The sequence below is a fragment of the Streptomyces sp. NPDC021212 genome, from assembly GCF_044332925.1.
Taxonomy (GTDB): Bacteria; Actinomycetota; Actinomycetes; order Streptomycetales; family Streptomycetaceae; genus Streptomyces.
Genome location: NZ_JBIRPZ010000014.1, coordinates 1 through 22,746, shown reverse-complemented (window position 1 = coordinate 22,746; position 22,746 = coordinate 1). Strand labels below are relative to the sequence as shown.

The following is a 22,746-nucleotide window of genomic DNA, read 5'->3' as shown; positions in this document are numbered from 1 at the left end:
AGGGTGGGTTGATGGAGCATCGATGAGGTGCCCTCAGCCCTCGTCGTCGAAGCTGTCGTCCTCTTCGTCTGTTGATATGTGGTGGACGTTGACGCCGGCTCGGCAGCGGGCGGCGCCGATCGTGTCGTGCAGCCTGGCGAACAGGTCGGGGCGGATGAGCAGATCTGCTCCTGCGACTGCGGGCAGGAGGGGTTCGTAGTATCCGTCGTGGACGAGGTGACCGTGCCACTGGCGGCAGACCAGTGCTTCACCTACGGCGTCGCTGAGGCTGAATCCGCAGATGCCCTCGGTGGGGTCAAGGCCGAGTGTGGCCACGACGCTAGCGGCGGGTGCGAGTATGTAGGGGGGCAGGCCGAGGCCGCTTAGGGTGCGGGGGCGGGGTGCATTGATCAGGCCAGTGCTGCCGGCGTCAGTGAGGGCCGTCAGGACGTGGTTTGTGGTGCTGATGTGCTCGGCTGCTGACTCGGTCGTGAGGCCGAGCCCCAGGCGCCGCCACGGGCTGGTCCACAGCTGCCAGGGGGCCTGGGAGACGGGCAGCGTGCCGGGCGGCGGATCCTCGTTGAGGGCCTCCAGACCGACGACGATCTGCAGTTGGCGGGCGGGCTGATCCGGGTATCGGCGTGCAGGAGTGCGCTGCCGCTCGATCAGGCCGATCTGCACCCAGTCCGCGTGTGGGCCGTCGTCCCCGCGGGCAAGGGCCATGGCGCCGCCCGGCAGGGACCGCATACCTGCGATCGAAGCGGAGCTGGAAGGCGGCCAGGGCTTGTCTGCTTGATGGCTGTCGCTGAACCACGGGGCTGGATCGAGCGACCACACCAGCGCCTCGGGACGAGTCAGGGGGCGGGGAATGCGGGCGAGTTCGGCGCGCAGGGCCGCCCTGGGGTCGTCGCGTAGTCGCGCGGCCGCGCCGCGTTCGAAGATTTGGGCGTTGCCGAGGTGTCCCGCTTGGGCGAGTGCGGCACGCAGGCCGGCGGCAGCGTGCTGCAGGGCGTCTTCGGCGGCGGCGTGGTCGGCGAGGTAGGCGTCGGGAAGCTGGCTGCGGTGTCCGTTGGTCAGCATTTCCAGCTGTGTGCTCATCAGCGTCTCGACGTGATCGGGGAGGGCATCGATCACGAGGTCGATGACGGTCTCGCGAAGCCCGGCCGGACTGCCGGCGGCCTCGATGCGGGCGCCCAGGTAGTGGTCGATGAGGTGGGTCGCGAACTCCCGAAGGTTGTTCATGCGCTGTCCTCGGTGCGGGAGAGGGCGGCGGCGATGGCGTGTGCGAGTCTCGGATGAGCCGCGGTGGCTGCAGGGGAGGGGGGCTGGCGGCCGGCGCGGGCCAGGATGGCGGAGGCTTCCGCACGGACGGACAGCATGTCACTGCCGCACAGCGTCACGAGCTGTGCGAAGAGGGCAGTGTCCAGGGGGCCGTCGGGCAGGTGACTGTTCAGGACGGTCAGGAGCCAGGTCAGGGGGGCAGCGCCGAGGCCGAAGGAGAGGACGTGCGCGAAAGCCACCTGTGCCTGGCCGGAACGGCTGGCCAGCAGAACCGTCCCTGCGATCAGAGCGCGGCGCTTGTCGCCGCGTTCAGGCAGGGCAATCGTGGCCAGCGCAAGCTGGCACAGCGCGGTGTCGATGTCGTGCTGGGTCGCCTGCTCCGGCACCGGGTGGTAGGTACCGTGGCCGAGGCGGGCACGGCCCGGCAAGCGGTGGGCGATGACCTCGTACGCAGCGTCCCAGCAGGCGAGCGCGCTGGCAGCCAGCGGCTGGGAGACATCCGGGGAGTGAACGGCAAAGGCCGAGACCAGAGCCTGGCTGACTCCGATGGTGCGGCTGTAGGACGCCTTGGCGACGGCGTGAGCTACTTGATCTGCGAGGTGATGGACTGCGGCGGCGGCATCTGCGGTATGCGCCTGCTGCCACAACTCCAGCCGGTCGTTGCCGGCGAAGGAGCGCCATCCACCGCCGCCCCGGATCTTGGTGTAGGCGAGCATGCCGGCCGTCGCGGCGAGTGGACCGAAGACGGCGGGGTCGATGTCCTGGCGTAGGCGGAGCCCGGCAGCCACATCGGCGAGTACCTCCAAGGGACCGGAGGCGTTCATCTCATCGGCGATCCGATGCAGCAGTTGGGCGGCTGCATCGGCTCCCTGGCGGCCGATGATCTCCAACAGCCGCCATCCGACCGCATTGGCCAGAGCGTCCATCGACCACCGGGGGCCCAAGGGGGCGTCGTATGCCTTGCTGCTGAGGTCACGGACCGCGGCAAGTACGCCGGCGGCACCTTCAGGCAGCGTCGGGCGTTGCTGGGCGTGCAGATAGGCGCCAGTGGTGGGGCGCTTCTCGGGGCCCGACCAGCCACGGGAGGTGTCGTTGGGCACGGGGCGGGGTGCCCAGGGCGGGCCGCCCTCACCGCCACAGCGCTGTGCTGCCGTGCGCAGCGCACGGGTGGGCTCCTCACCGGCACCCTGCGATGCAGCGATCAGCGTCTGGTCGTCGTAGGTGGAGGTGATCGCATTGGCCAGTACTGGCAGCAGGCACCGTGTGCGTGCCGCGTCCTCTTCGGGCAGGTTGGCGAGCCTCGTGAGTAGGGCGATGTCCTGGTGGATGCTGCGGCCGCCGGGCCCTGCCGCGATGCGGAGCGCGGCCAGGACGATGGGATCGGCGGTGTCGGCCTGCGTGGCCAGCAGTTGCCGGTGGGCCGCGTCCACCCGGGCGTCGGGCAGTCCAGGCTCGGTCAGCAGCACCAGGGCACCAAGCTGTGCGGCAGCCCGTGAATCCAGCCGTGCCAGCAAACGCCACCATTCCTGTGGTGTTCCCGCTGTGCCTCGCCCGTCGGTGCAGTCCGCGACGAGATAAGCAAGGGGCTGCGTACGTGCCAGCCGCACACGCGCCCGGACGGGATCGGCCTGCATGAGCTGGGGCAGCGGATCCAGCAGTTCCTCGATGGTGATGTCCTTGTGGCCGCCGTAGGCACCCATGTAGCGGGCGGCGCGCTCCCAGCAGCGCTGCGCTTCGTGCGGGTCGTCGCAGGCCAGACTTACGCGGGCCATCTCGAGCTCGAAGTCGGCGTCCTCCGCATACAGCGCACGGCGCTCGGCTTGCGCCGCGCGCAGCGTACGCATGAGCTCGTGCACGACGTCGGCCCCGGCCTGGCCGACGCTTCCGGCAAGCAGGGACAGCAGCTCCGTGGTGATCAGAGGGCCGCTTCCGGCCATGCCCATGAGAGAGGTGGTGGTGCCTTCGCTGACGGCTTGCAGGGAGACGATGCCCACAGCGACGTCGTCTCCACGCAGCAGGGCGACAGCGTCGTGCAGCACCTGCCGCACGAGCCGGTGGATGTCCATAAGATCGCAGGCCCGGGGCCGCCCCGTGAACGCGTGTGCGTGCCGGGCCAGTTGTTCGAGTGCCACACGAACGGTGGCGGACGCGGTTTCTGCGGAGAGGCTGCCCGCCTCGACGTCGCGGTGCAGGCCGACGGTGGCAACGGTGAAGCGCAGCCAGGCACGGTAGAAACCGTCGCCGTCCAGGAGGGGGAGCAGCTGGACGGGCGCCTGCGGGTCGACTGCATGGGCCACCGCCAGCAGCGCCAGCCACCTGCTCACCGGCTCCGACAGGCCGCTGGCACGCTCGGTCAGCACCTCGCGCGTTGCCTCGGGAAGAACGGCGGTGATGTCTGTGGGGAAGACCTCCTCGGCCAGGTCGGCCGCCGCCAGACCATGGCGGAGCAGACGCCGCGGGTCGCACCGGCCACTGGCCCAGGCCGCCGCGGCCAGCATGCGTGCCGACGGCAGTGTGCCGCCTGCGCTGTCGCGGGCATCGGCAAGATGCAGCAGAAGGGCGGCACGTCGGTCGGGACGATCGACGTACTCGGCACTTTCCAACAGCGGTACGAAACCGAGACAGTCCAGCAGCACACCCAGTGCACGCTCGGGTGATGTCAGAGCTTCCTGGTCCAGGAACCTGGCCACCCGCTGCGCGAGCGTACACGGGACCTGCTCGGGCTCCGGATCGTCGGCAGTCCGGTCCGGCAGCCGGATCCGTCCGCGCAACTCCGCCAAAAACACCGACTCATCGCTCTGGGAACCGTAGTGGACACGCTCGCCATCGCGTGCCTTGTCCCAGGCCGTCAGATACGCCTCCCACGGGGCGGCATGCCCGGCCCGGTCGACCGCCGCACACAGTTCCAGGCCCCACCGCGCCGACATCGTGGGCACGCCCTCATACATCAGGCTCGCCGCCACGCGGTCGGCTCCTGACAGCGCCACCAGCACATCTGCATACGGAACGAGTGAACCCGGCAGGCCCTCGTCTTCGTAGGCCGCTCGAGCCCGGCTCAGTTCGATGCAGCGCACCAGCGTGGGCCAGTCGTTGCGGGCCGCCGCCCGCTGTGAGGCCACGGTCAGCGTGTGGACGATGGCCTGCGGCGGCTGCAGCCCGGCAATCGCGCGGGAGAGGAAGTCGGGCCCGATCAGCAAAGCGAGTTCGTCGTCGCGGCCCAGAGCCGCAAGCAGTTCGGGCAGATGCCGGAAGGCACGGGGATCGGTGAAGAAGCCCCGCTGGGACAGCCAGTCGGCGGCCTGGGACCGGACCTGATCGACCCACCTGTGATCGCCGTCGATCCGGCGGATGAAGCGGCTGAAGCTCTCATGGTGGATCTTCAGGCCGCCGATACCCGGCTGCTGAGCGACGATTGGCGCCACGCTGGTCAGCGCCGCGCCGAGCTGCATCCCGGGCAGCGGGAAGATTTCCTCGAGTTCCTCTGCGGTCACGGCGAAGTCGCAGACCGCGAGCATGCTGACAGCAGAGCGCTGCCCGGGGGCCAGACCGTCCAGCAGGTAGGCGTAGTAGTCGTCGAGGTCGTGCGCCGACGGCGGGACCGCCCGCAACCTCTCCAGGGGATCGTCGGCGCCCTCCGGCGCGGGCGCCGCTCCAAGGCCCGGGGCCGGGCCAACCGCCTGCCGGCACAGATACGTTGCGTACAGGGCGTTGCCTCGTGAGCGCTCCTCGATCAGGGCGACAGTGGCCTCCGCCCGCGCAGTGGGATCGGGACCCGGGCCGGCAGCCGACGAGGCCATGGCCGCCAGCACGCCCAGACGGTTTGCCAGGGCATGCAGTTCGACGCGGTTGAGCGGAGGAACGGTGAGGCGGGAGGCACCGGCGTCGACAGCCTTGAGGTGGGGGCCGGGCTGACTGGCCAGGACGAGCACGACACCGGGCGGCAGTTCGAGCCCGGTGAGGTCTGCGACCAGATGGGCGGCCGGGTCCGCCTGTGCGCGAAAGGCGCTGCCGGTGCTGTACCCAAGAACCCGGCTGACATGGTCGATGCCGGTCCACGATCAGCGCGATCGGCCGGTCCGGAGCCAGGGCGCGCGCCGCAGTGACCGCGGCTGTGAGCGTCTCCGGCGTGGCCGCGTAGCGGGGCCTGACCTGCGCCAGCGCCTCCGGGACAGCCGTGCCCAATTGCTTCAGCAGGCTGCCGATCACGACCTCGGTCAGCACACACTGGTCACGGTCGCTGTCCGCGGCGCCGAGCCAGCAGTGATGCCGCACCGCCAGCCAAGTATCCCGCAGCGCATCCCCAAACTGCTCGCACAGCCACGACTTACCGACGCCGGGAGCGCCGGTGACCACCACGACGCCCCCCTGCTGTGCAGCGTCCTCCACAGCCGCGACCACGCCCGTGAGCACCGTGGGACGGGTCACCTCGGTGGCGCGGTCCACAGGGTGCCCCTCACGGACCGCCCCGAAGTCGACTTCCAGGCCCAGACGGGGAAGCAGATCCTCGACCATCACAGTCCCCGCCCGACTGCGCGCCGCTTTCGCGGTCTCGATCAGGGCCAGCGCCACCTCCTCGGGCGTGCGGTGCCGGTTCGGCGGCCGCCCGGCACCAAGTTCTTCGGTGATACGGCGCAGCAAGGCCGCTTCGGCCGGTCCGGGCTCGCGGATGTTGAGTGAACACGCCGGAAGACTCGTGTCGACGACCAGGGAGACGCAAGCGCGGTTGAGCAGGTCGTCGCTTGTCCCGGCGAGCATCTCCTTCCACGGAGCATGTGCCCGCAGCGCAGTGGCGTCGAACCGGAACCGCTTACTGCTCAGGCTGTGCACCGCAGGCCCCGGGTCGGTGCTCGCGTTGACCGGCCGCAGCACCCGGGTCAGATCGGGATCCACCGGCTCCGTGTCACGCACCACGAGACGGTGCGAGGTACCAGGAAGCGAGGCGAGGCCGTGGGCCATGGAGGAGAAAAGCAGATCCAGACGCAGGCCCCGGTTGTCCTTCGTAAAACTCTCCACCGACAACGCGCGGTCGTGATTCGTGTGCTTGATTTGCATCCGTTCGCGGCTGCCGGTGCCCCACTCGCACGTGATGTCGTCAAATCGGTCCCCAGTGAACATCTTCGTGTCGACCAGCACGGATTTCGCGCGTCCCACCGCCAGATCCACCAGGCGCAGCGCGGTGAGCAGATCCTGGTAGGCGTAGCCGAGGTGTGTCGGGCGCAGCCCCATGCATACCTCCAGCGTGCCTTGCTCACTTGGCACCCCCCACGGTGCGCGTCGCGGTCACCTTAACCTCCAAGACGTACCGGGACGAAATGGAAAACCGAGCGTGGGCTGCCACGTTCGTCTCCTTCCCTACCGGGCCCTGGGCGGGACAGACACGCCACCACTCAAGGCACACGACACGTACGCCCTCCGGGATAGGTCACCGGGTCCTGGGCGCTTCGTGCGGCGCGTGGACAGCGCCCTCAGGGCCGCGTACACACCCCCGTAAACTTCCATCCGCAGGAGCGCGCACGTCAGGCATGGGGGGGGGAACGTGGTGGAGACCGCACGGCTGTCGTCGCTGAGTGAACAGCTGGTTGCCATCGGTTTTGAGCGGCTTGCCCTGGGTGCGCCGACTGTGCTGAGCAGCTCGCTGATCGCTGGTGAGCTGGCCTTCAGCGCACCGAAGAGCTGGCAGAGCGTGTGCGAGCCGTCGTGGGAGCAACTGGCCGTACGCGCCGGAGAGCTTCTCGCCGAGGGACCGTTGTTCTTGGCGCCTACGTGGGAACGGAGGACGAAACCGGCCAGGCGCCGTGCAACCGACCCCCACTCCTACTACGTCGAGGTCATGACCTCCTGCCGCCCACCGACACCCGACGCCGTGATGGCAGTGCTGCTTCCCGCAGATGCGTGGGCATCGGACCGACCCTGGGCGGCCGAGATGCGAACGAAGGTGGCCGAGCACTGGGACACCCTGCTCGTTGTCTACATGTCGGGCACACTGACGCATCTGCGTGCGAGTGTGGAATCGGCGGTTGTCTTCCTGCAGGCGCGAGCGCAGACCAGGCCGGTGCTGAAAGTCTTCCAGGTGCCGCGCCCCCGCCCAGATGAGGCATCTGTCGTCAAGGACTTCGAGCGACTGCTGGCCCGTCAGGGCGGCAGGGGCGAGTACGGCTATGTGCTGCGGGAGCCGCCGGGCCCGGAACAGGGCCTGCACTTCGATAGTTTTGACCCGCACATCCTCCAACGCCGCGAGGACCTGGCCGGTTTCGGGGCTGTCAACGCCCTCGGTGATCTCTTCACGTTCCACCTCGCCCCCTTCAGCGACACAGCCCTGAAGAAGGACAGGCAGCTGACGTCATCGAAGGATCCCGGCGGGGTGCGCATGGTCCGGCCGCGGGACATCGGCCGGGACAGCACGATCGCCCCGCCGTCGGAGGAAACCCTATGGGCGACCATCCCCGCAGACCGGCAACTCGCTGCCGGGGACCTGGTGATCCGCCGCCTGATCGCCCCATCCATGGTGCCCGCGCACGGCTTCTTCACCGCCGAGGTCGGTGAAGACGACCTCCCCGCCGCGGCGTCCGACCAAGTGGTGGTCTTGAGGCCCATCAAGCCGCTCTCCCGGCCCCAGGCCCGCTTGATCACCCTGTTTCTGCGTACCCCGCTCGCCCTGACCCTGGCCGGGCCACGGCTGACCACCACCACCATGGAAGCGCTGTCCGCGCTACCTGTCCCACAGCCCGATGAGGCGCTGACCAAGGCCCTGGATGAAATGACGGCCGCCAAGCGGCAGTTCAAAAGGTGGGAGCAGGAGGCGGAGTCGGTGATCGAGTCCGTCTTCCTGGAGAAGACCGCAGCCCGCGCCCGCGCCCGTGTCATCGACTCCGGCCGCGCACTGAGGCTGCGAGTCGAAGCAGCCTCACTGCTCGACGATCTCGGCCACAGCGTCCGCACTCGCTTCCCCTACCCCGTCGCCTATCGCTGGCGCGAGACCGAGGCCCGTATCAGTGCCGGTGACGCCCAGGCTGCCTACGCCGCGATTCTGGACACCGCCGAGCAACTGCTGTGCTACATCGCCCAGCTCGTACTTGCCCTCACCCATGCCCAGAACATCACCCTGGGGGCGGTGACGGCGATCCGGGACAAGCTCGCCGGCGGGCGCAGCGGCCCCGGCTTCGGTGACTGGGCCAACGTACTCAACGAAGCCGCGACCAGCCGACAGCTCAACAACCTCCCCGAAGCCCACCCCCTCAATGACATCCGGACACTGCTGGCACATGCGGATGCCGAGAAGGCCCGCCAAGCCCTGAGCGAGCGTCGCAACGACCAAGCCCACCTGCGGCGTGTCGACCCGATCGACCTGCCCCACGCCATCGACGTCGCCTTCGCCGACCTGACCCGCCTGGTCGAACGAGCCCGCTTCCTGGCCGACCTGCCCCTGATAGAAATCACCGACGTCCACTGGGACACCTTCGCCCGCAGCGCCCGCGTGGAATACCGGGAACTAGCCGGAGACCACCCTGTCGTCCCGACCCGCACCATGACCTCACCCAGCAACGACCTGGAGAAGGGCAGCCTCTACCTCCGCGACACCGATGGTGCACTGCATCTGCTGCGCCCCTTCCTGATCGGCCGCGATTGCCCGACCTGCCGCACCTGGTCCACTTTCCACACCGACCGGGCTCCCAAGGGCACAGTGGTTTTCAAAAGCCTCGAACACGGCCACACCCTCGAAGAAACATCTCCCGATACCCGCCGCCTACTGGTGCAGATCGGCCTCGTGTGAAGCGTCATACGGCAGGGCGGCCGCCCTGCCTGCCGCTCAGCCGCCCGCCCGGTACGCCACCGGCGGTGGCCTCAACCGCAGCCGCGCACCACTCCTCGAACGATCACGATGCGATACGCGACCAGGCGCTGTGGCAGGTGCCGCACACCGCCTTGCGCCATACTCCGAGCCGGTCATCGCGGGTGCGGATACTGCCGGGTGCTCCGCAGAACTCACCGGTGCGCTCCGCCTCCGCCTGCCAGCCCGGCCCCACTGCATGGATCCGCGCGGGGATCTGTACTGAGCACGTGCCGGTGGCGCTGGGATCGTCAGCCATGCGCGTACGCGCGTTCCTGCAGGCCCGCCCACGGGGCGATGCGGGAGGCGTCAGGCTTCGACGTTGATGCCGTAGTCGGTGGCCAGACCCGCGAGGCCGGTGTCGTAACCCTGCCCGACGGCACGGGCCTTCCAGCCGTTTGCATAGCGGTAGAACTCCACCGCGATGGTGACGGTCTCGCCTGAGGAGAACGGCACGGGAGTGAACATGAGTTGGGGACCCGAGGGCTGAGTGATGTCTGCTTGCCACTGAGTGTGCTGGTCGAACACTGCGGTGGGCTGGGCCTCAAGGTCGATGCTGACGATGACGGTGATGGAGGTGATGTCGTCAGGGATGAGGCTCAGATCGGCGGTGACGGTGTCTCCTGCAACGCGGACTCCGTCGTGGCGAGGGTGGTTGTAGAAGACGAGGTCGTGGTCGTTGCGCACCTTGCCGTTGGAAGCGAGGAGTACAGCGGAGACATCGACGGGTGCGCCGGTGCAGGTGATGCGGACAGTCGTCGGCTCGGTGGCCACGGCCGTGTTGGCGCCCTTGGCCAGCGTCTGCCGAGCGCCGTATTCCTCGTTGTGGGTCGGGGCGGTGGGGGAGTGGCGTCCGGTTGGGGGCAGGCGGGTGGAGGTGAGTGTGGCGATGACGTGCTGGAGGATGGGCCAACCTTCAGTTTCCTCGCCGGGCCAGGGCCAGGCCAGACGCTGGGCGCCGAACTGCTTGACGGTGGGCGGCTGCCCGAGTGCCTCCTGTAGTTGGAGGTAGCGCAGGCTCTCGATGGCCAGTCGGCCGAGCTGCCACTGCCGTTTGGTCTCCTCCGGGCCGTTCATCCAGGTGTCGTGGTCGATGGGCTTTCCACCCAGCTCCTGGTACACCCGCCCAGCGAAGTCGTAGCCGTCTTCGGTCAGCAGGCGGGCGGGCCGCTGCTGCTGGGACGGTGCCGGCTCGCCGATGGCTGTGTACAGCGCTTCCAGGTCGCCGCCCGTCCAGTGGTTGGCTGCTGCAGTGGCGAACCGGGCGAACTGCGGCAGCATGGGCGGCCGCCCCTTGGCGGCGACGAAGCGGTGGTGGCCACGGGCGACGTCCTCCAGCTCGGAACGCCAGCGATGCTTCACGTAGGTGCTGAGGTGCTGCTCGGCCCAGGCACGACGGTGTTGTGTAATGAGGTCCCGCACCCGCTCGAAGCCCTCCCGGCGGCTGCCGCGGTTCACGCTGGAGGTGATCGTCACCTGCCCGTATGTGGTCTGGACCGTACTGTCCTGGCTGTCGGTGATTTCCTCCTCCGGTCCCAGGAGCTGTTCAGCGGCTCGCAGCTCGCGGAAGAGGGCGGCGTCGACCGGGCATCCGGCCGCGCGCAGGGCGGCCAGCGGTTTGCTGTAGTAGCGGTCGACACGGGCCAAGGTGGTCCGGGAGTAGGGCCCTTCGCACACGAACCAGGCCGTCAGGCCCACGCCGTGCCAGAACTCGGCCGCGGGACCGAAGGCTTCGGCCATGGTCTGGTGCGGTCGCGGGTTGCTGACGATGCTGCCGGAATGTTGTTGGAGCGTCACCGTCTCCCACAGCCGTCCCACCAGCTCGAGAGCATCGCAGGGCAGACGCTGCCGGTACAACTGGGGGGTGTAACCCTGCTCGGTTCGGGACAGGCTCATCAGGTCCTGATCGACCAGGCCCCACAAGGACGGCATTCCCTGTGACTGGACGGCATGCGCGTGGTCGAAGCCTGCCCACCAGTCGCGCAGGGCCGCAGCCCGCTCCTGCACAGGGGATATGGAACTGCCGCCGCCGAGGAAGGCCGCGAGCATCGCCTGGACCTCGTCTTCCGCGACGCCCGCCTCGGCGGCCATGCCGGCGGTCTGGGCAGCCATGCCGACGTACAGACGCGGCTCGGGCAGAGCGGTGATGATTTCCTCATCCGGGTGAGGGGAAGTCTGCAGGTAGTCCAGCACGGCCAGCCAGTCGCCCCCGAAGTAGGCGGAGACGACCGGTTGCAACTCTTTGGTGAGCACCCGGCGTGCCAGGGCCGTACCGGCTCTGGCCTTCTTGGCGAAACCAGCCATCAGCCCTCGCAGGCGCTGGATGCGGTGCCGTGCGACAAGCTGCGTGAGATCGGTAGCGGCAAGAGTGTCCAGCAAATCCTGGCGGGCCTGCTGCTGTCCCGTACGGTCCAGCTGGTGCCAGCCGCCGCCGAAGCAGAAGGCCTCCAGCGCACCGTCGTCGATGCCCAGTAGCCGGTAACGCTCCTCGATCGCTGTCCAGAACCGCTGCTGCTCTGTGCGAGGGAAGATCTCTCCTGCTGCCCGGAGCCGGACCGGCTGTAGCAGGGTCTCGAACAATGGCACCAGCAGCGCCCACAGCAGCACCGTGTCCCAGCCTTCCACCGCGGTGAGACGGGCGGTGTCATCGGCGGCCAGCGTCAGAGCGTGGGCGGGACGTTCACGCAGCAGATACGGCAGGTTGACTGCCCCCGCCTTCACCGAGAGTTTCTCCGGCAGGTACCACGCACCGCGTCGCTGCTGCTCCTGGACCCCGAAGACGCTGGCGCAGAAGATTTTCTCTTCTCGGGTGAGGGCCGTCACCTTGCCGGTGTCCGGCGTGTGACGCCCCCGGCCGGGGACGATGGTGGCAATCGGCCGTCCGGTGAGCCCTGTGGCCAGCAGTCTGGCCGCCAGCGCATCGATGTCGGCAAACCGTTGCTTCTGCCCGGCCGCCCGCTCCAGGGCGAGTGCTGTCTCGGGGCTGCTTTCCAGTGCCGGCTGCCACCAGCGCGATGGGTTACTGGCCACCAGTCAGCCTCCGCATGTACTCGACGAACTGCTCAAAAGGCACCGGGGCCGCGGTGCCCTGCGCATAGACGGCGTAGCGCTGGGCCATCAGCTGCATCTCCCGCTCGTCCCTTCGGGCCTCCACACGGTCCAATTTGTGGATCATGCGCTGCTCGACGTGTCCCCGCTCGTACAGCACGAACGCGTCCACCCCTCCCGGCCCCCCACCGGCCCCCTCCGTGGTGCCGTCCGCGCCGGGGAGAATCCCCTCCAGGGAAGTGTGGTCGATCAACGGGACGTCCAGGAGCACAGCGGGGTCCATATCGTTGTCCGAGCACATGGCCTCCAGATGCTCCTCCAGGCCGAGCTCGGCATGACAGACCACGTCCAGGTACTGCTGGTCGGCGGCCACTGCAGTTTGGCGCAGGACGCGAACACCGCGGCCGACGAACTGGTAGAACTCGCCGAAGCTGCCATAAGGGCGGATGGGCACGATGACAGTGATCGGAGGGAAGTCGTAGCCCTGGCCGAGCATCCGCAGCTGCACGATGCCCTGCAGGTCCCCAGCGTCGGACTCAAACCGTCGCCGTGTGGAGGCGATCGTGGAGGCAGGCATGCTGTGGTGCAGCGTGGCGCAGGGGATCCCGTGCGCCACGGCGATCCGCGCGATCTGCTCAGCATGCGCCTGCCCCATCGCTGCGAACAACACCCGGGGCTTGACGGGCGCCAGCAGCTTGGCCTGCGCATCCAGACACGCCCGCGTCACCGCCATCACCTGCCGGATCGGCGCCTCGGACTGCGCGGTGATGCGGGCCATCTTCCGCTCATCGCCCAGCGCAGCCAACAAAGCATCACGGCCCACGATCTGCTCGCGACGCCCGTCCGGCCACACCGCCTCATACACCGTCGACGCCACCTCAGGGGCGAACCGATGCACCCGCAGGTTCTTCGCCGAGCCGTCCGCGACGGAGTCCACCAGCCGGTAGCGGTAGACGACATCGGCGTCGATCGGCTTGCCGTCCAAACGCTGGAAGCACGCCGACATCAGCAGCGTGCGCGCACCCTGGAAGTGCGCGAACAGCCGCTGATACGAGGCGCTGGCCGCGATGTGCGCCTCGTCGACGACGATGAAGTCGACATCGTCCGGTCCCAGCTTGGCCAGCAGGTCCCCGTCGCCGTCGCCGGTGCCCAGCGCATGGAAGTTGGTGACCAGGAGGTCCGCGGCCAGCAGCCGCTCACGGCTGACCTGGTTGATTTGCCCGTCGTCCGCGTCCAGGACGAGCGTGGCCGGCGGGCGGACGCCGGGCAGCAGCGGCCCGCCCGCCAGCCCGTACAGCACGTTGCCCGGCACCCCCGGATCGAGAGCCTTGGCGAAGGTGCCGCGGATGACCGAGCCTGGCGCCACCACCAGCGCCCGCCGTCGGCTGAACGACAACGCGGCTGCCACCCCCAGGGCCGTCTTGCCGGCCCCGACCGCCATCACCGTTGCCGCGTGCTGACCACCGGAGGCGTAGTAGTTCGCGAGCGCGGCCAACGCCTCGTCCTGACACGACCGCAACGGCGCCCGGTCCACCCGGGTGCGCGCACCGGCGAAGTACGCCCCGTCCGACGGCGGCTCGGCGCAGCGGGGCGGATCGGCCGCCCGCATCGGATCGCCAGCCATGTCCGGGACCTCGACGCGCGGCGCGGCAGTCACCAGCGGTGCCAACAGCGGGTCCCGCCGAAGAAGCGCCTGCAGCTGGGCCACACAGCGTGCAGTGTCCCCCCGCACCGCGTCGTAGGAGAACCGCAGCACCGTCAGGCCGGTTGCGGCCAGATCGTTCTGCCGCAGCCGGTCGTAGGTGAACGCGGCCCGGTCACTGTGAAAGGCGAACCCGTCCAGCTCGACGGCCAACTGCAGCGCCTCACCCGCGATCAGGTAATCCAGCCGGTACGTGCGCTCGTTGACGGTGACCGGGTGCTGGCTGTGCACCCGCGCAATGATCGACGCATCCACGGCCGGCGTGAGCACCCACCGCAAGAACGACTCCTCCAAGTAGGAGGCAGCTGGGATCAGTCGCTCTAACTCCGCGCTCATGACGATCCACCCTGTGCAGTGGCCTCGGCAACCAGCGCCTCGGCTTTCTCTGTCAGCCGGGCTGCGACGTCTTCGCCCTGCCCGAAACGGGCCAGCCGCCGCGCCAGCTCAAGTGCTTCAGTGAAGGCGCCCTCGCGTTCCAGCAGACCAATCAACCGTGGCACCGAGGACACCCGTACAAACGTCGCCGGAGCACCCGCGGTGTCGAAGGACACCGCGTGCGGGGCTGCTTCCATCAACTCCAAGTCCAGCAGGGCAAACACCTCAAGCGCGGCGAGGGCCCCAGGTTCCGCACGACGTGTACTCCACAGCCGATCGACCGCGCCCTGCAGAACGAAGTGGTAGTCCATGGCCGAGCCCGGAAGCTCCAGTGCCTCCCAAACACGGGTGATCAGTTCAGCGCCGCGCGCGTCGAACGGCACATGCCGGCTGGCCGGCGTCGCAGATGTATTACCCTCGGCGGTCGGCCACATCGGCGAGCCGAACGACTCGTCCGGACGGACTCCTGCACCCGGAACGGCTTCACGCACGACACCCGGGCTCCCGGCAAAGGCAAGGCCAGGGATAGCCGCCATGCACTCAAACCACGCCCCCACGTTCCCCCTTCACACGTAGGGGCCTGCACCCTCGTATACAGCGAAGTACCCCCACCCGCTCCCTGCAGTACCCCATTGTCGCAGCCACACATGCCCTCTTCACCCCGTAAGCGGATATGTGCTCCACTCCCCGTCACCCAACCCCGGTGGACTCCGGCCCACACATCGCCGTCCGGCAGCGCACACAGCACGATGAAAGCGGCCTCCGCGAGCTGCCTCCCAGATGCTGTACGCCCTGAACGATTTCGGACTGACTCACTTTTTCAGGCGCTCTGAGCAGGGACGGAAAGTGAACCCGCATATCTCGCCGGTGAACACGTCGACACCGACCCGACTGGCCGCGAGGGCGCCAGTACGGGCACCATGAGGTCTCGACGGCGGGGCACGACCCCGACCAATCCCACCCCATGACAGCGGAGTCGGATGCCGTATACCTACGTACCTGGAGTTGCTCATGTCCGCCCTGCCCCTGCCCGCCGCCAGCCCCGAGCCGTCTTCGTCCTGCGCCACCCACCCACCTCCCCGCCCGCACCCAGCCGAGTCGGCTGGGCATCCCCGAGGCCGTGGTCATCGCCGTGGCCGACCTGATCACCGACCGCCGCCCCAGCGACCCCAGCAGGCCCTCCCGCCGCCGAAGCCGGTGACGATGGGCCGCCCCCACCAGGCCCGTCGACGCCAGCGCCCGCCCCCGACTGCGAGCCCCTGGCCCTCTACCTGCGCCAGCTCAAGGACGAGGCCCACGCCACCTACGCCACCCTGTCCGAGCACACCGGCCCCACGAACACGCCGGGGTACCGCGGGGCCTCCACCCTCAGCCAGGCCGCCCGTGGCACCCACCTGCCTCCACTCGCGATCGTCCTCGCCTATGCCCGCGCTGCCGGTGACCCCGACAGCCACGCCACCCAGAGGCGGGTAGCGACAGCCCAGAGCCTGTGGAAGTCGGCCTCGATCGAGAAGGCCCGCCCGCCCCTGGCCGGCTGCGACCTACGGACCCGGCAATTCCGCACCTCAGCTCCCTGGGCCAGGAACTGACGCGGCTGCGCCTGCGGACCGGCCAGCCCTCCTTCATCGCGCTCGAGCAGACGACCGACACTGAAGGCCGTGGCAGAGCGCATCCCATCCCTCAAGAGGGGGGCTGCCGATCGAGCCTGACGGGCCCGAGCTGGCTGCCTGTCGTCCTCCGCCCATCGCTGTCCGTCCTCCAAGGCAGGGGCTGTGGACCGTGATCACCCGCGACTCCAGCCTCAGCGTTACAAAATTCCGGCCCAAATTATGTACCGTCAGCTAAACTAGACAGTAGGCGTTACATTTTTGGTGTGCGGTCGCCCTCGCGTGCCGGGCCGACCGCTCGACCTCCCCTACAACCGCTTTCCGCTTCTGCTCTTGGAGTCCTCGGGTGTCCTCCTCGCGTTCATCCCACACCGCCGGTGAGGCGGATCCCAGCGCTGCCGTGCCGGACAACCCCGCCAACGACGCCGCGCCAGCAGCCCCGACGGAGCCGACCGATCCGGCTCCACGCTGGGCAGGCACCTGGCCCCTGCGCTTCCCGAAGCCCCTCATCCCGTCGGCAGCGGCCAAGACAGCCTCCGACGACGCCGACCGCTCACACAGCGAGGACAGCGAACCTGGGACAGCCGACAGTTCGTTGACCGAGCCGAGAAAAGCCTCCACCGCCCCTGACACGGGAACGCCACACACCCTGGCACGCACCGGCCCGGCGACGCTGCACGAGGCCCGCAGCAAACTCCGACAGATGATCGACGCCGCCATCGAAGGGCAACCCACACCCCTGACCCGCGGCCCGCACCACGCACTGCTCACCACTCCCGCCCACGCAACCGAACTGGGCTGGGACCTCACCCAAGCCACACCCCACAGCTTCGCGGACGCCCGCAAAAAGATCGGCGATCTGATCCAGTACGCCGCCGAGGGCCACCCCCCAGTGCTGTGCCGCCACAAGACCCCCGTCGCCGTACTCCTCCCCGCAGCCGCGGACGGCACCCCCACCCCGCCCACACCTCAAGCCGAGCCCGCACCCGACACAGCAGCCCCGGCTGCAACAGCAGCCCCGGACTCCACCACATCCCCCGACGGCCAGCAAGCAGCCCAGAACGCCCTTCCCATCACCGCAGCAGCCGAAGTCGCACCCGCGCCGACAACTATCCCTGCCGAAGCGGCCACTGCACCCACCACGCCCTCAAAACCACAGCCAGAACCGGCGCCGGCAGCCCAAGACACGCCTGCACCTGCCACCACGCCCCCCGCCTCACCCGGCACCATCCCAGTCACACCGACCACCCCCACCGACTCGCCAACTGCTACCGCTCCACCCCCCGCCACCCCCACACCCAGCACTCCAACTCTCCAACACCCGGTCACACCGCCGACTGCGCTCCCAGCACCCCCCTCGACCCCGCCCGAGCCGAGCCCGCCGACCCCCACTCCCGCGACGACCGGTACCGGCCACGAGACCACCATCCCGGCCAGTGACCCACCAGCCACCACTGCGCCGCGCACCCCGCGACGCCTGGCCGCACTCGCCCAAGCCCTCGACACCGTCCTCCCCGCAACCACCCCCACCGGTGAAACCATCACACCCACACCCCTGATGGGCCTGCCGACCGGCATCCGCACCCTGGACGACGCCCTCGGCGGCCTCCAGCCCGGCCGCTTCTATCTCGTCGCTGCCGCCCCAGGCGCCGGATCCAGCCTGATCGCCACCGCCGCCGCACGCACCAGCGCCCTCGAACAGCACCAACCCGTCCTGTACGCCGCCTCCGGACTCACCCGCGCCGACATCGCCGCACGAATCGTCGCCGCGCACCTGCCAGTCGACTACCGCCGCCTACGGGCCGGCCGCCTCACCCCCACCGAGCAAGACGACACCCAAGCCTTCCACCACCACCTGGCCTCAGCCCCGCTGTACATCGACGACGGCACCGACCTCACCACCGACGCGATCGCCGAAAGTGTCCCGGACCTGCCCGGCCTGGCTCTGGTCGTGGTCGACCGCCTGCAGACCACCGAGGACCCCCGACTGTCACTGTCCGGCCCGTCCCAGATCACCGACGCCGCCCAAGCCCTCGCCCACCTAGCCCGCACCCACCAGCTCCCCGTCCTCGCCGCCGTCGACACCGACGACCCCCACCTGATCGCCGCACTCAGCCTCGACATCACCATCACCCTGACCCGCGACGCCGACCAGATCCACGCCACCATCACCGAACGCGACCTCGGCCCGCAGACCACCCTCACCCTCCACGCCGACCTCGCCCACGCCCGCATCACCGACCCCTACACCAACTCCGGCAACCTCCCCGCCACCCCAGCGTCGCAACAAGCGCCACCCTTGCCCCCGACCGCGAGCCCGCACACCCCCGCACAAACCCCTCAGCCGCCCCTCCAAGCCCCCACCAGCCCTCTCCCGGACCCCGCACCCAACGAGCCCGCCCCGACCCACACCGCCGCCACCCCCGGACCAGCGCCACGCCGCACCGCCCCACCCCCGCCCGAAGGCGGATACGCAAGCCGGGACTACAGCTACTTCACCGGCATGATCACCCGCGCCGTCGACGAAGCCCTCCACGACTGCGACGGTGACATCACTGCCGCAACCGAAGCCCTGGTGAAAAAGGCCGTACCGAACGCAATGGCCTTGTTCGAGGCAACGCGCGTCGGCGGAAATTACGAGCACACCGTATACCCGGAAGCCCTCGAATTCCTCTGCAAGAAAACCAAAGACGGCGCCGACGAAATCTGGGAAGGCCGCCACAACTGGACCAACACCCACCTGATGGAAGCTCTCCAGAACGGCACCCACCCCCCGATCACCGTCAACGCCCTCGACACCAACGCCAGCTTCCTGTCCGCCTTCAAGACCCACCTGCCCATCGGCGCCCTGATCCACGAACCCCATGGCGGCTTCGACCCCAAGCGCTCCGGCATCTACCGCCTCCCCGCCCGCCCCACCTGGCACCACCCCCACCTGCCCGACCCGATCGGCAACCGCCGGGAAGACGGCCCCATCCTCCTCGACGACGCCACCATCCGCCTGCTGATCCGCTGCGCCCGCCTCGGCCTGTGCGAGGCCCCGCACATCACCGAGCGCTGGACCTCCGGCGCCAGCGAAGGTCTACTGGAGAAATTCCGCCGCGTCCTGACCGAGGCCCGCGCGAACGCCATCACAACCGACGACACAGTGACCATCGAATACATCAAAGCCATGTATTCAAAATTCACGTCCACCATCGGAGAATCAAGCGTCAACCGCGACATCCGCCGACCCGACTGGATGCACATCATTCGCTCTCAGGCATTCGCGAACCTCTGGTATAAAGCCCACCGTGCCCACAGCAACGGCCTGACCGTCGTCCGCGTCCGCGGCACCGACGAACTCCACGTCGCCGGAGACTGGCGCACGGTATTCACCGAAGGCCGCCTCCCCACCCAGATGAAACAAAAAGACCAGTACCCCCTGCCGAGGAAGAGCGCCCGATAGATGTCGACCGACGGATGGAAGAACTTCGGCACCTACGGCGCAGACCGCGAACCCGGAAACGTCCACGGCAAAATCGCCCTCGCCCGCGCCCTCGAGGACGCCCTCGAACGCATGATCATTGACGGCGGAATCAAATCCCCAGTCGACACTCGCCGCGGCCTGAAAGCCCGCATGCGCTACCTCACCACCACCAAAGGCGGCCCCCAGGCCCTGGCCGACGCCGGCATCCACGCCACCCCCGCCACGATCCGCGCCTGGACCCGCGGTACCCAGCGCCCGCGCCCAGCCAACCTCGAAGCGATCGACACCGCCTACTGGAACCTACGAGCCCACAACGTGCTCACTAACCCCGGCGCCCTCAAGCAACACCTCAACCGCAACGGCCGCGGCACCCGCATCGAGATCCACCCTGTCAACCAGACCACCGTCGACGAGCCACGCCGCCGCGACAACCTGAGGATCCAACACCGGCAGGTCCGCTACATCTGGGACGACGCCGTCGACGCCCTCGTCGCCAGCGACCTGGACACCCTGGAAGACCTCTGGGACGACATCATCGCCGAACTCGACTCCGACTGGGGCGCCTACACCTACATCTCCTACATCGGCATCGGTGCCTGACAAGACCGCCCGCAGCCGGGCTGACCGGCCCAAAGCCGCGGTCGGGCGCCCCGTAAGACTGACGGTCTGCGGGGGAGTACCAGTTGAACGCGTCGTCTGAGCGTCAATGGCGCAGACACGTCGATCTGGCCGTTGACACTGACGTGGCACTTACCCGTTGCTGACATGAGTGACGAAAGATCATTCTCATGCCAACCGCCAGCCGAGGCCGTTTCGCCCTGACGCTCCCCGCAGCCCCGGGCCCCGTGCCCGGTGAACGGGGCCCGGAATGGGAGCCGGGTGTCCGTCTTCATGGTGGTCGGCCGGGTGTACGCCCGCCCGTCGCCTGTCGGCGGTAGCGCCGTGCTGCCCGTTTCCTCCAGTTGCGCCGACCGTGGTGGCCGGCGCACACGGTCGCGGGGGCTTGGTGCCCGGGCCGCCGGGGTCAGCCGGGGGCGGCGAGGCAGACGGTGCCAGCCGATGCCGGTGCCGGCACCGGGGGCGGCGGGGGAGTGGAGGCAATCAGCGCGGACGGGGCGGGTGATCTAGGTGGTGCTTTTCGTCCTTGAGCTGGTGGACCTCCATGCGGCCGCGGCCGTTGACCAGGAGCAGCTCAGGAGTCTCGGCGGCGAGGAGGGCTTCCGGCACGAACGTTCCGTTGCGGTGTGCCTCCCGGCCGACTGATCGGGATAGGGCGGCGCTGATGGCCACGAGGCCTGCGGCCAGTTTGGCGGAATCGAAGCGAACGCAGGCCTGGTCGAGGGTGGCGCCGATGCCCTCGAGGCCTGCGGCCAGTCTGGTGGAATCGAACCGAACGCGGGTCTGGTCGAGGGCGGCAGCGAGGGCATTGAGGTCGGCGTCCAGTGCGGTGTCCGTATCCGCTCCGCCGCGGGCCAGGGCTACCGGATGGACGCGGCGGGTCGTGCGCTGTGCGTGCGGGGGCGCGGGGCGTGCGTCGAGGCCGGCGCTGATGCGCTGGTAGGCCGCGATATAGGGACGCTACTCGGGCGAGCTGACGCCGCAGGCGGCCAAGAACGTCACCAGCTGCTCGGCGGTGGGCGGCAGGCTTCGGCGCTTGACGATCCGCCAGGCGGTGGTGCGCGGCAGGGGCGTGCGTCCGGGAGTGAGGCGGGCGTCGCTCAGCGAGGGTGCGCCAGCCCGCTCATAGGCAGCGGCCAAAGGTCGTCCGCAGTGTGGATGAGGGCGGGGGCGGGGGCGGGGGCGGGGGCGTCGAGGTGACGGAGCCGGTCCCGCTGGGCGGTGCGGCCGCGGGCACGCAGGCGCCGGGCCCGGCTGGAGGTCGTCCTGACGGCCTCCGCAGGCGCGTACGTAGGCATCGAGGACGGCCAGTGAGGGGGCCACGGTGCCGGACTCGGCGCGCTGGACAGCGCCGCGGGAGACACTGGCGGCCTGGGCCAGGACGCGCTGGGGCAGCCGCGCGCTGCGCCGCAGGGCGATCAGGTGCTCAGCGAGGTGGGCGAAAGGGCGCTCGGCGCCGCCGGCGGCGGAACGGGTCACGAGGGCCGCCTACTTGCCCGCGCCGCGTACGGCGGCCTCGGCGAGGACGGCGACCAGGCGGCGGCCGCCGCCAGCCGCGGCCAGGGTGGCCGCGCCGATCGCGCCCAGGCCGCCCAGCAGCGTGAAGACGGTGTCCAGCGGGGTGCCCGCGAGGAACAGGCCGCTGCCCAGCACCAGGACGCACAACAGCAAGATCAGCGCGTGCGTGGGACCGAACCGGCCCGGGGCCGATCCGGCGCTCTCCGCCGTGCCGACGGCGCCGTGGGTGCAGGAGCAGGGCAAAGCCGGTCCAGCCGGAGCCGGGCCCGGTGGGGCTGGGCGGGAGGCGAATGGGTCGCTCATGGTGCGCAGGACTCCGTCATGGCAGGGACCGCCGGTGAAGTGCCGGGATCCGGGGAACTGGTCGCAAGGACGCGTGGCCGAGAGGCAGTTGGACCCTGCCGATCAGCGAGCCGCGCAGCACACAGCCTTCCACGCACGGCCCCGCCGCGCCTCACACCCCTTTTAGCCGCTCGTGGGCCCGCGACGAAGTCGTCGACGCGGGCCGGGCAGCGCCTCCGGGAAGCGAGCGCGGTCAGGTGCGGGGGCTGATGACGATGGCGAAGACGGTTCCGTCTCATGCCGACTGCCAGCCTGCTCGAAAGCACTGTTGGGCGGTATCACGGCGATGAAACCGGCGGAAGACACAAAGGCCCCACCAGCTCCCACACACACCTCTCGAGAACCGACAAAAGAAACCCGAGCACAAGAAAAACGCGCCCCAAATCAGGTCCTGATATCCTGCTTCGCGACATAATGATTCACCCTTTGGACAGCACTCTCCGGAGAGAATCGGTAACAGAATACCCAGCACCTCGCCCAAACACAGATAATGTAACGTGAGTGAATACACCAGAAATGTGCGCTGCTATCTTGGCGAGTTACAGAATCTCCCCGGGAGGTTTTTTCACCCCTTTCAGGCACCGAGTGTTTCAACAAGAGGTCCAGACCACATCTCCAACACGAAGAGTAGCCGTTACATAATTATGGACGACCCCGAGAGCGTTACATAATGGGTACACATCAGATGCAGGAGAGGCGCCCGGAGGGCGTTTCAACGCAAGTCAGGCTCCATCTCGTCACCAGCCGTCGATCGCCCCAAGAGATAAAACCGCAGCTCAGACACGCAGCAGAGCACCAAAGCCGAAGCGATGCTGCTACTCTATAATTATGTAACGGCCAGCGAGGGCGGGGCCGCCCCTTGTTCGCCTTTAGCCAGCCCTGTAACGTCGCGGAGCGGCGTTACAAACCGTCGCGGAGCGGCGGTGCAACGCTCCGTCACGTAGTGACGGCGCGTCATGTCTCCGGAGGAGACGGCGCG

Annotated in this window: 13 protein-coding genes and 2 pseudogenes; 4 read left to right on the top strand and 11 right to left on the bottom strand. The window is 68.9% G+C overall.

Translation table 11 applies throughout. The features are described from left to right. Window positions 1-33: 33 nt before the first annotated feature. From ACH4SI_RS32130 to ACH4SI_RS32120, 3 genes and pseudogenes are all read right to left on the bottom strand, one after another. Complete coding sequence (locus ACH4SI_RS32130) at window positions 34-1,221, bottom strand: hypothetical protein (protein WP_398301911.1); 1,188 nt, start codon at window positions 1,219-1,221, stop codon at window positions 34-36. Beyond that, window positions 1,218-5,189, bottom strand: coding sequence for a hypothetical protein (locus ACH4SI_RS32125; protein ID WP_398302309.1), 3,972 nt, complete (start codon window positions 5,187-5,189; stop codon window positions 1,218-1,220). Before ACH4SI_RS32125 ends, ACH4SI_RS32130 begins: the two co-directional genes overlap by 4 nt. 130 nt (window positions 5,190-5,319) lie before the next feature. Next, window positions 5,320-5,772: pseudogene (locus ACH4SI_RS32120) on the bottom strand (AAA family ATPase); the annotation flags it as partial. On the opposite strand from ACH4SI_RS32120, the gene ACH4SI_RS32115 reads away from it, so the two are divergent. Both ACH4SI_RS32115 and ACH4SI_RS32110 read left to right on the top strand, forming a co-directional pair. Further along, window positions 5,707-5,937, top strand: a complete 231-nt coding sequence (locus ACH4SI_RS32115; RefSeq protein WP_398302307.1) for a hypothetical protein — start codon at window positions 5,707-5,709, stop codon at window positions 5,935-5,937. The pseudogene ACH4SI_RS32120 and the gene ACH4SI_RS32115 overlap by 66 nt on opposite strands. 859 nt (window positions 5,938-6,796) lie before the next feature. Then, window positions 6,797-9,031, top strand: a complete 2,235-nt coding sequence (locus ACH4SI_RS32110; protein ID WP_398301909.1) for a hypothetical protein — start codon at window positions 6,797-6,799, stop codon at window positions 9,029-9,031. 103 nt (window positions 9,032-9,134) lie between these two features. Here the strand turns inward: ACH4SI_RS32110 and ACH4SI_RS32105 are convergent, their stop codons facing one another. From ACH4SI_RS32105 to ACH4SI_RS32090, 4 genes are read right to left on the bottom strand one after another with little or no spacing between them, the layout of a single operon-like run. Further along, complete coding sequence (locus tag ACH4SI_RS32105) at window positions 9,135-9,347, bottom strand: hypothetical protein (protein ID WP_398301907.1); 213 nt, start codon at window positions 9,345-9,347, stop codon at window positions 9,135-9,137. Between the two features lie 50 nt (window positions 9,348-9,397). Beyond that, window positions 9,398-12,118, bottom strand: a complete 2,721-nt coding sequence (locus tag ACH4SI_RS32100) for a TerD family protein (protein ID WP_398301905.1) — start codon at window positions 12,116-12,118, stop codon at window positions 9,398-9,400. Next, window positions 12,108-14,174: a DEAD/DEAH box helicase family protein gene (locus ACH4SI_RS32095; RefSeq protein ID WP_398301903.1), complete on the bottom strand. Its 2,067-nt coding sequence runs from the start codon at window positions 14,172-14,174 to the stop codon at window positions 12,108-12,110. Before ACH4SI_RS32095 ends, ACH4SI_RS32100 begins: the two co-directional genes overlap by 11 nt. Beyond that, window positions 14,171-14,704, bottom strand: a complete 534-nt coding sequence (locus ACH4SI_RS32090) for a hypothetical protein (RefSeq protein WP_398301901.1) — start codon at window positions 14,702-14,704, stop codon at window positions 14,171-14,173. Before ACH4SI_RS32090 ends, ACH4SI_RS32095 begins: the two co-directional genes overlap by 4 nt. Window positions 14,705-17,378: 2,674 nt before the next feature. Here ACH4SI_RS32090 and ACH4SI_RS32085 point away from each other — a divergent pair. Both ACH4SI_RS32085 and ACH4SI_RS32080 read left to right on the top strand, forming a co-directional pair. Continuing rightward, window positions 17,379-19,268, top strand: a complete 1,890-nt coding sequence (locus ACH4SI_RS32085; protein ID WP_398301899.1) for a DnaB-like helicase C-terminal domain-containing protein — start codon at window positions 17,379-17,381, stop codon at window positions 19,266-19,268. After that, window positions 19,269-19,889 carry a hypothetical protein gene (locus ACH4SI_RS32080; protein ID WP_398301898.1) on the top strand — a complete coding sequence of 207 codons (621 nt, stop codon included), beginning with the start codon at window positions 19,269-19,271 and terminating at the stop codon, window positions 19,887-19,889. Window positions 19,890-20,390: 501 nt separating this feature from the next. On the opposite strand, the gene ACH4SI_RS32075 is transcribed toward ACH4SI_RS32080, so the two are convergent. The 4 genes and pseudogenes from ACH4SI_RS32075 to ACH4SI_RS32060 all read right to left on the bottom strand — a co-directional run bounded on the left by ACH4SI_RS32075 (window position 20,391) and on the right by ACH4SI_RS32060 (window position 21,728). Next, a complete protein-coding gene (locus tag ACH4SI_RS32075; RefSeq protein ID WP_398301896.1) occupies window positions 20,391-20,516 on the bottom strand; it encodes a hypothetical protein in 126 nt (41 codons plus the stop codon). Window positions 20,517-20,867: 351 nt separating this feature from the next. Continuing rightward, window positions 20,868-21,047 carry a hypothetical protein gene (locus ACH4SI_RS32070; RefSeq protein ID WP_398302305.1) on the bottom strand — a complete coding sequence of 60 codons (180 nt, stop codon included), beginning with the start codon at window positions 21,045-21,047 and terminating at the stop codon, window positions 20,868-20,870. A gap of 180 nt (window positions 21,048-21,227) precedes the next feature. Next, window positions 21,228-21,386: pseudogene (locus ACH4SI_RS32065) on the bottom strand (helix-turn-helix domain-containing protein); the annotation flags it as partial. Between the two features lie 9 nt (window positions 21,387-21,395). Further along, entirely contained in the window at window positions 21,396-21,728 is a 333-nt protein-coding gene (locus ACH4SI_RS32060; RefSeq protein WP_398301894.1) for a hypothetical protein, read from the bottom strand. Window positions 21,729-22,746 lie beyond the last annotated feature (1,018 nt).

Coding starts and splice junctions, on each gene's coding strand:
- ACH4SI_RS32130 (WP_398301911.1), bottom strand. CDS start 1,221: ATGAACAACCTTCGGGAGTTCGCGACCCACCTCATCGACCACTACCTG.
- ACH4SI_RS32105 (WP_398301907.1), bottom strand. CDS start 9,347: ATGGCTGACGATCCCAGCGCCACCGGCACGTGCTCAGTACAGATCCCC.
- ACH4SI_RS32095 (WP_398301903.1), bottom strand. CDS start 14,174: ATGAGCGCGGAGTTAGAGCGACTGATCCCAGCTGCCTCCTACTTGGAG.
- ACH4SI_RS32085 (WP_398301899.1), top strand. CDS start 17,379: ATGGGCCTGCCGACCGGCATCCGCACCCTGGACGACGCCCTCGGCGGC.
- ACH4SI_RS32080 (WP_398301898.1), top strand. CDS start 19,269: ATGTCGACCGACGGATGGAAGAACTTCGGCACCTACGGCGCAGACCGC.
- ACH4SI_RS32060 (WP_398301894.1), bottom strand. CDS start 21,728: ATGAGCGACCCATTCGCCTCCCGCCCAGCCCCACCGGGCCCGGCTCCG.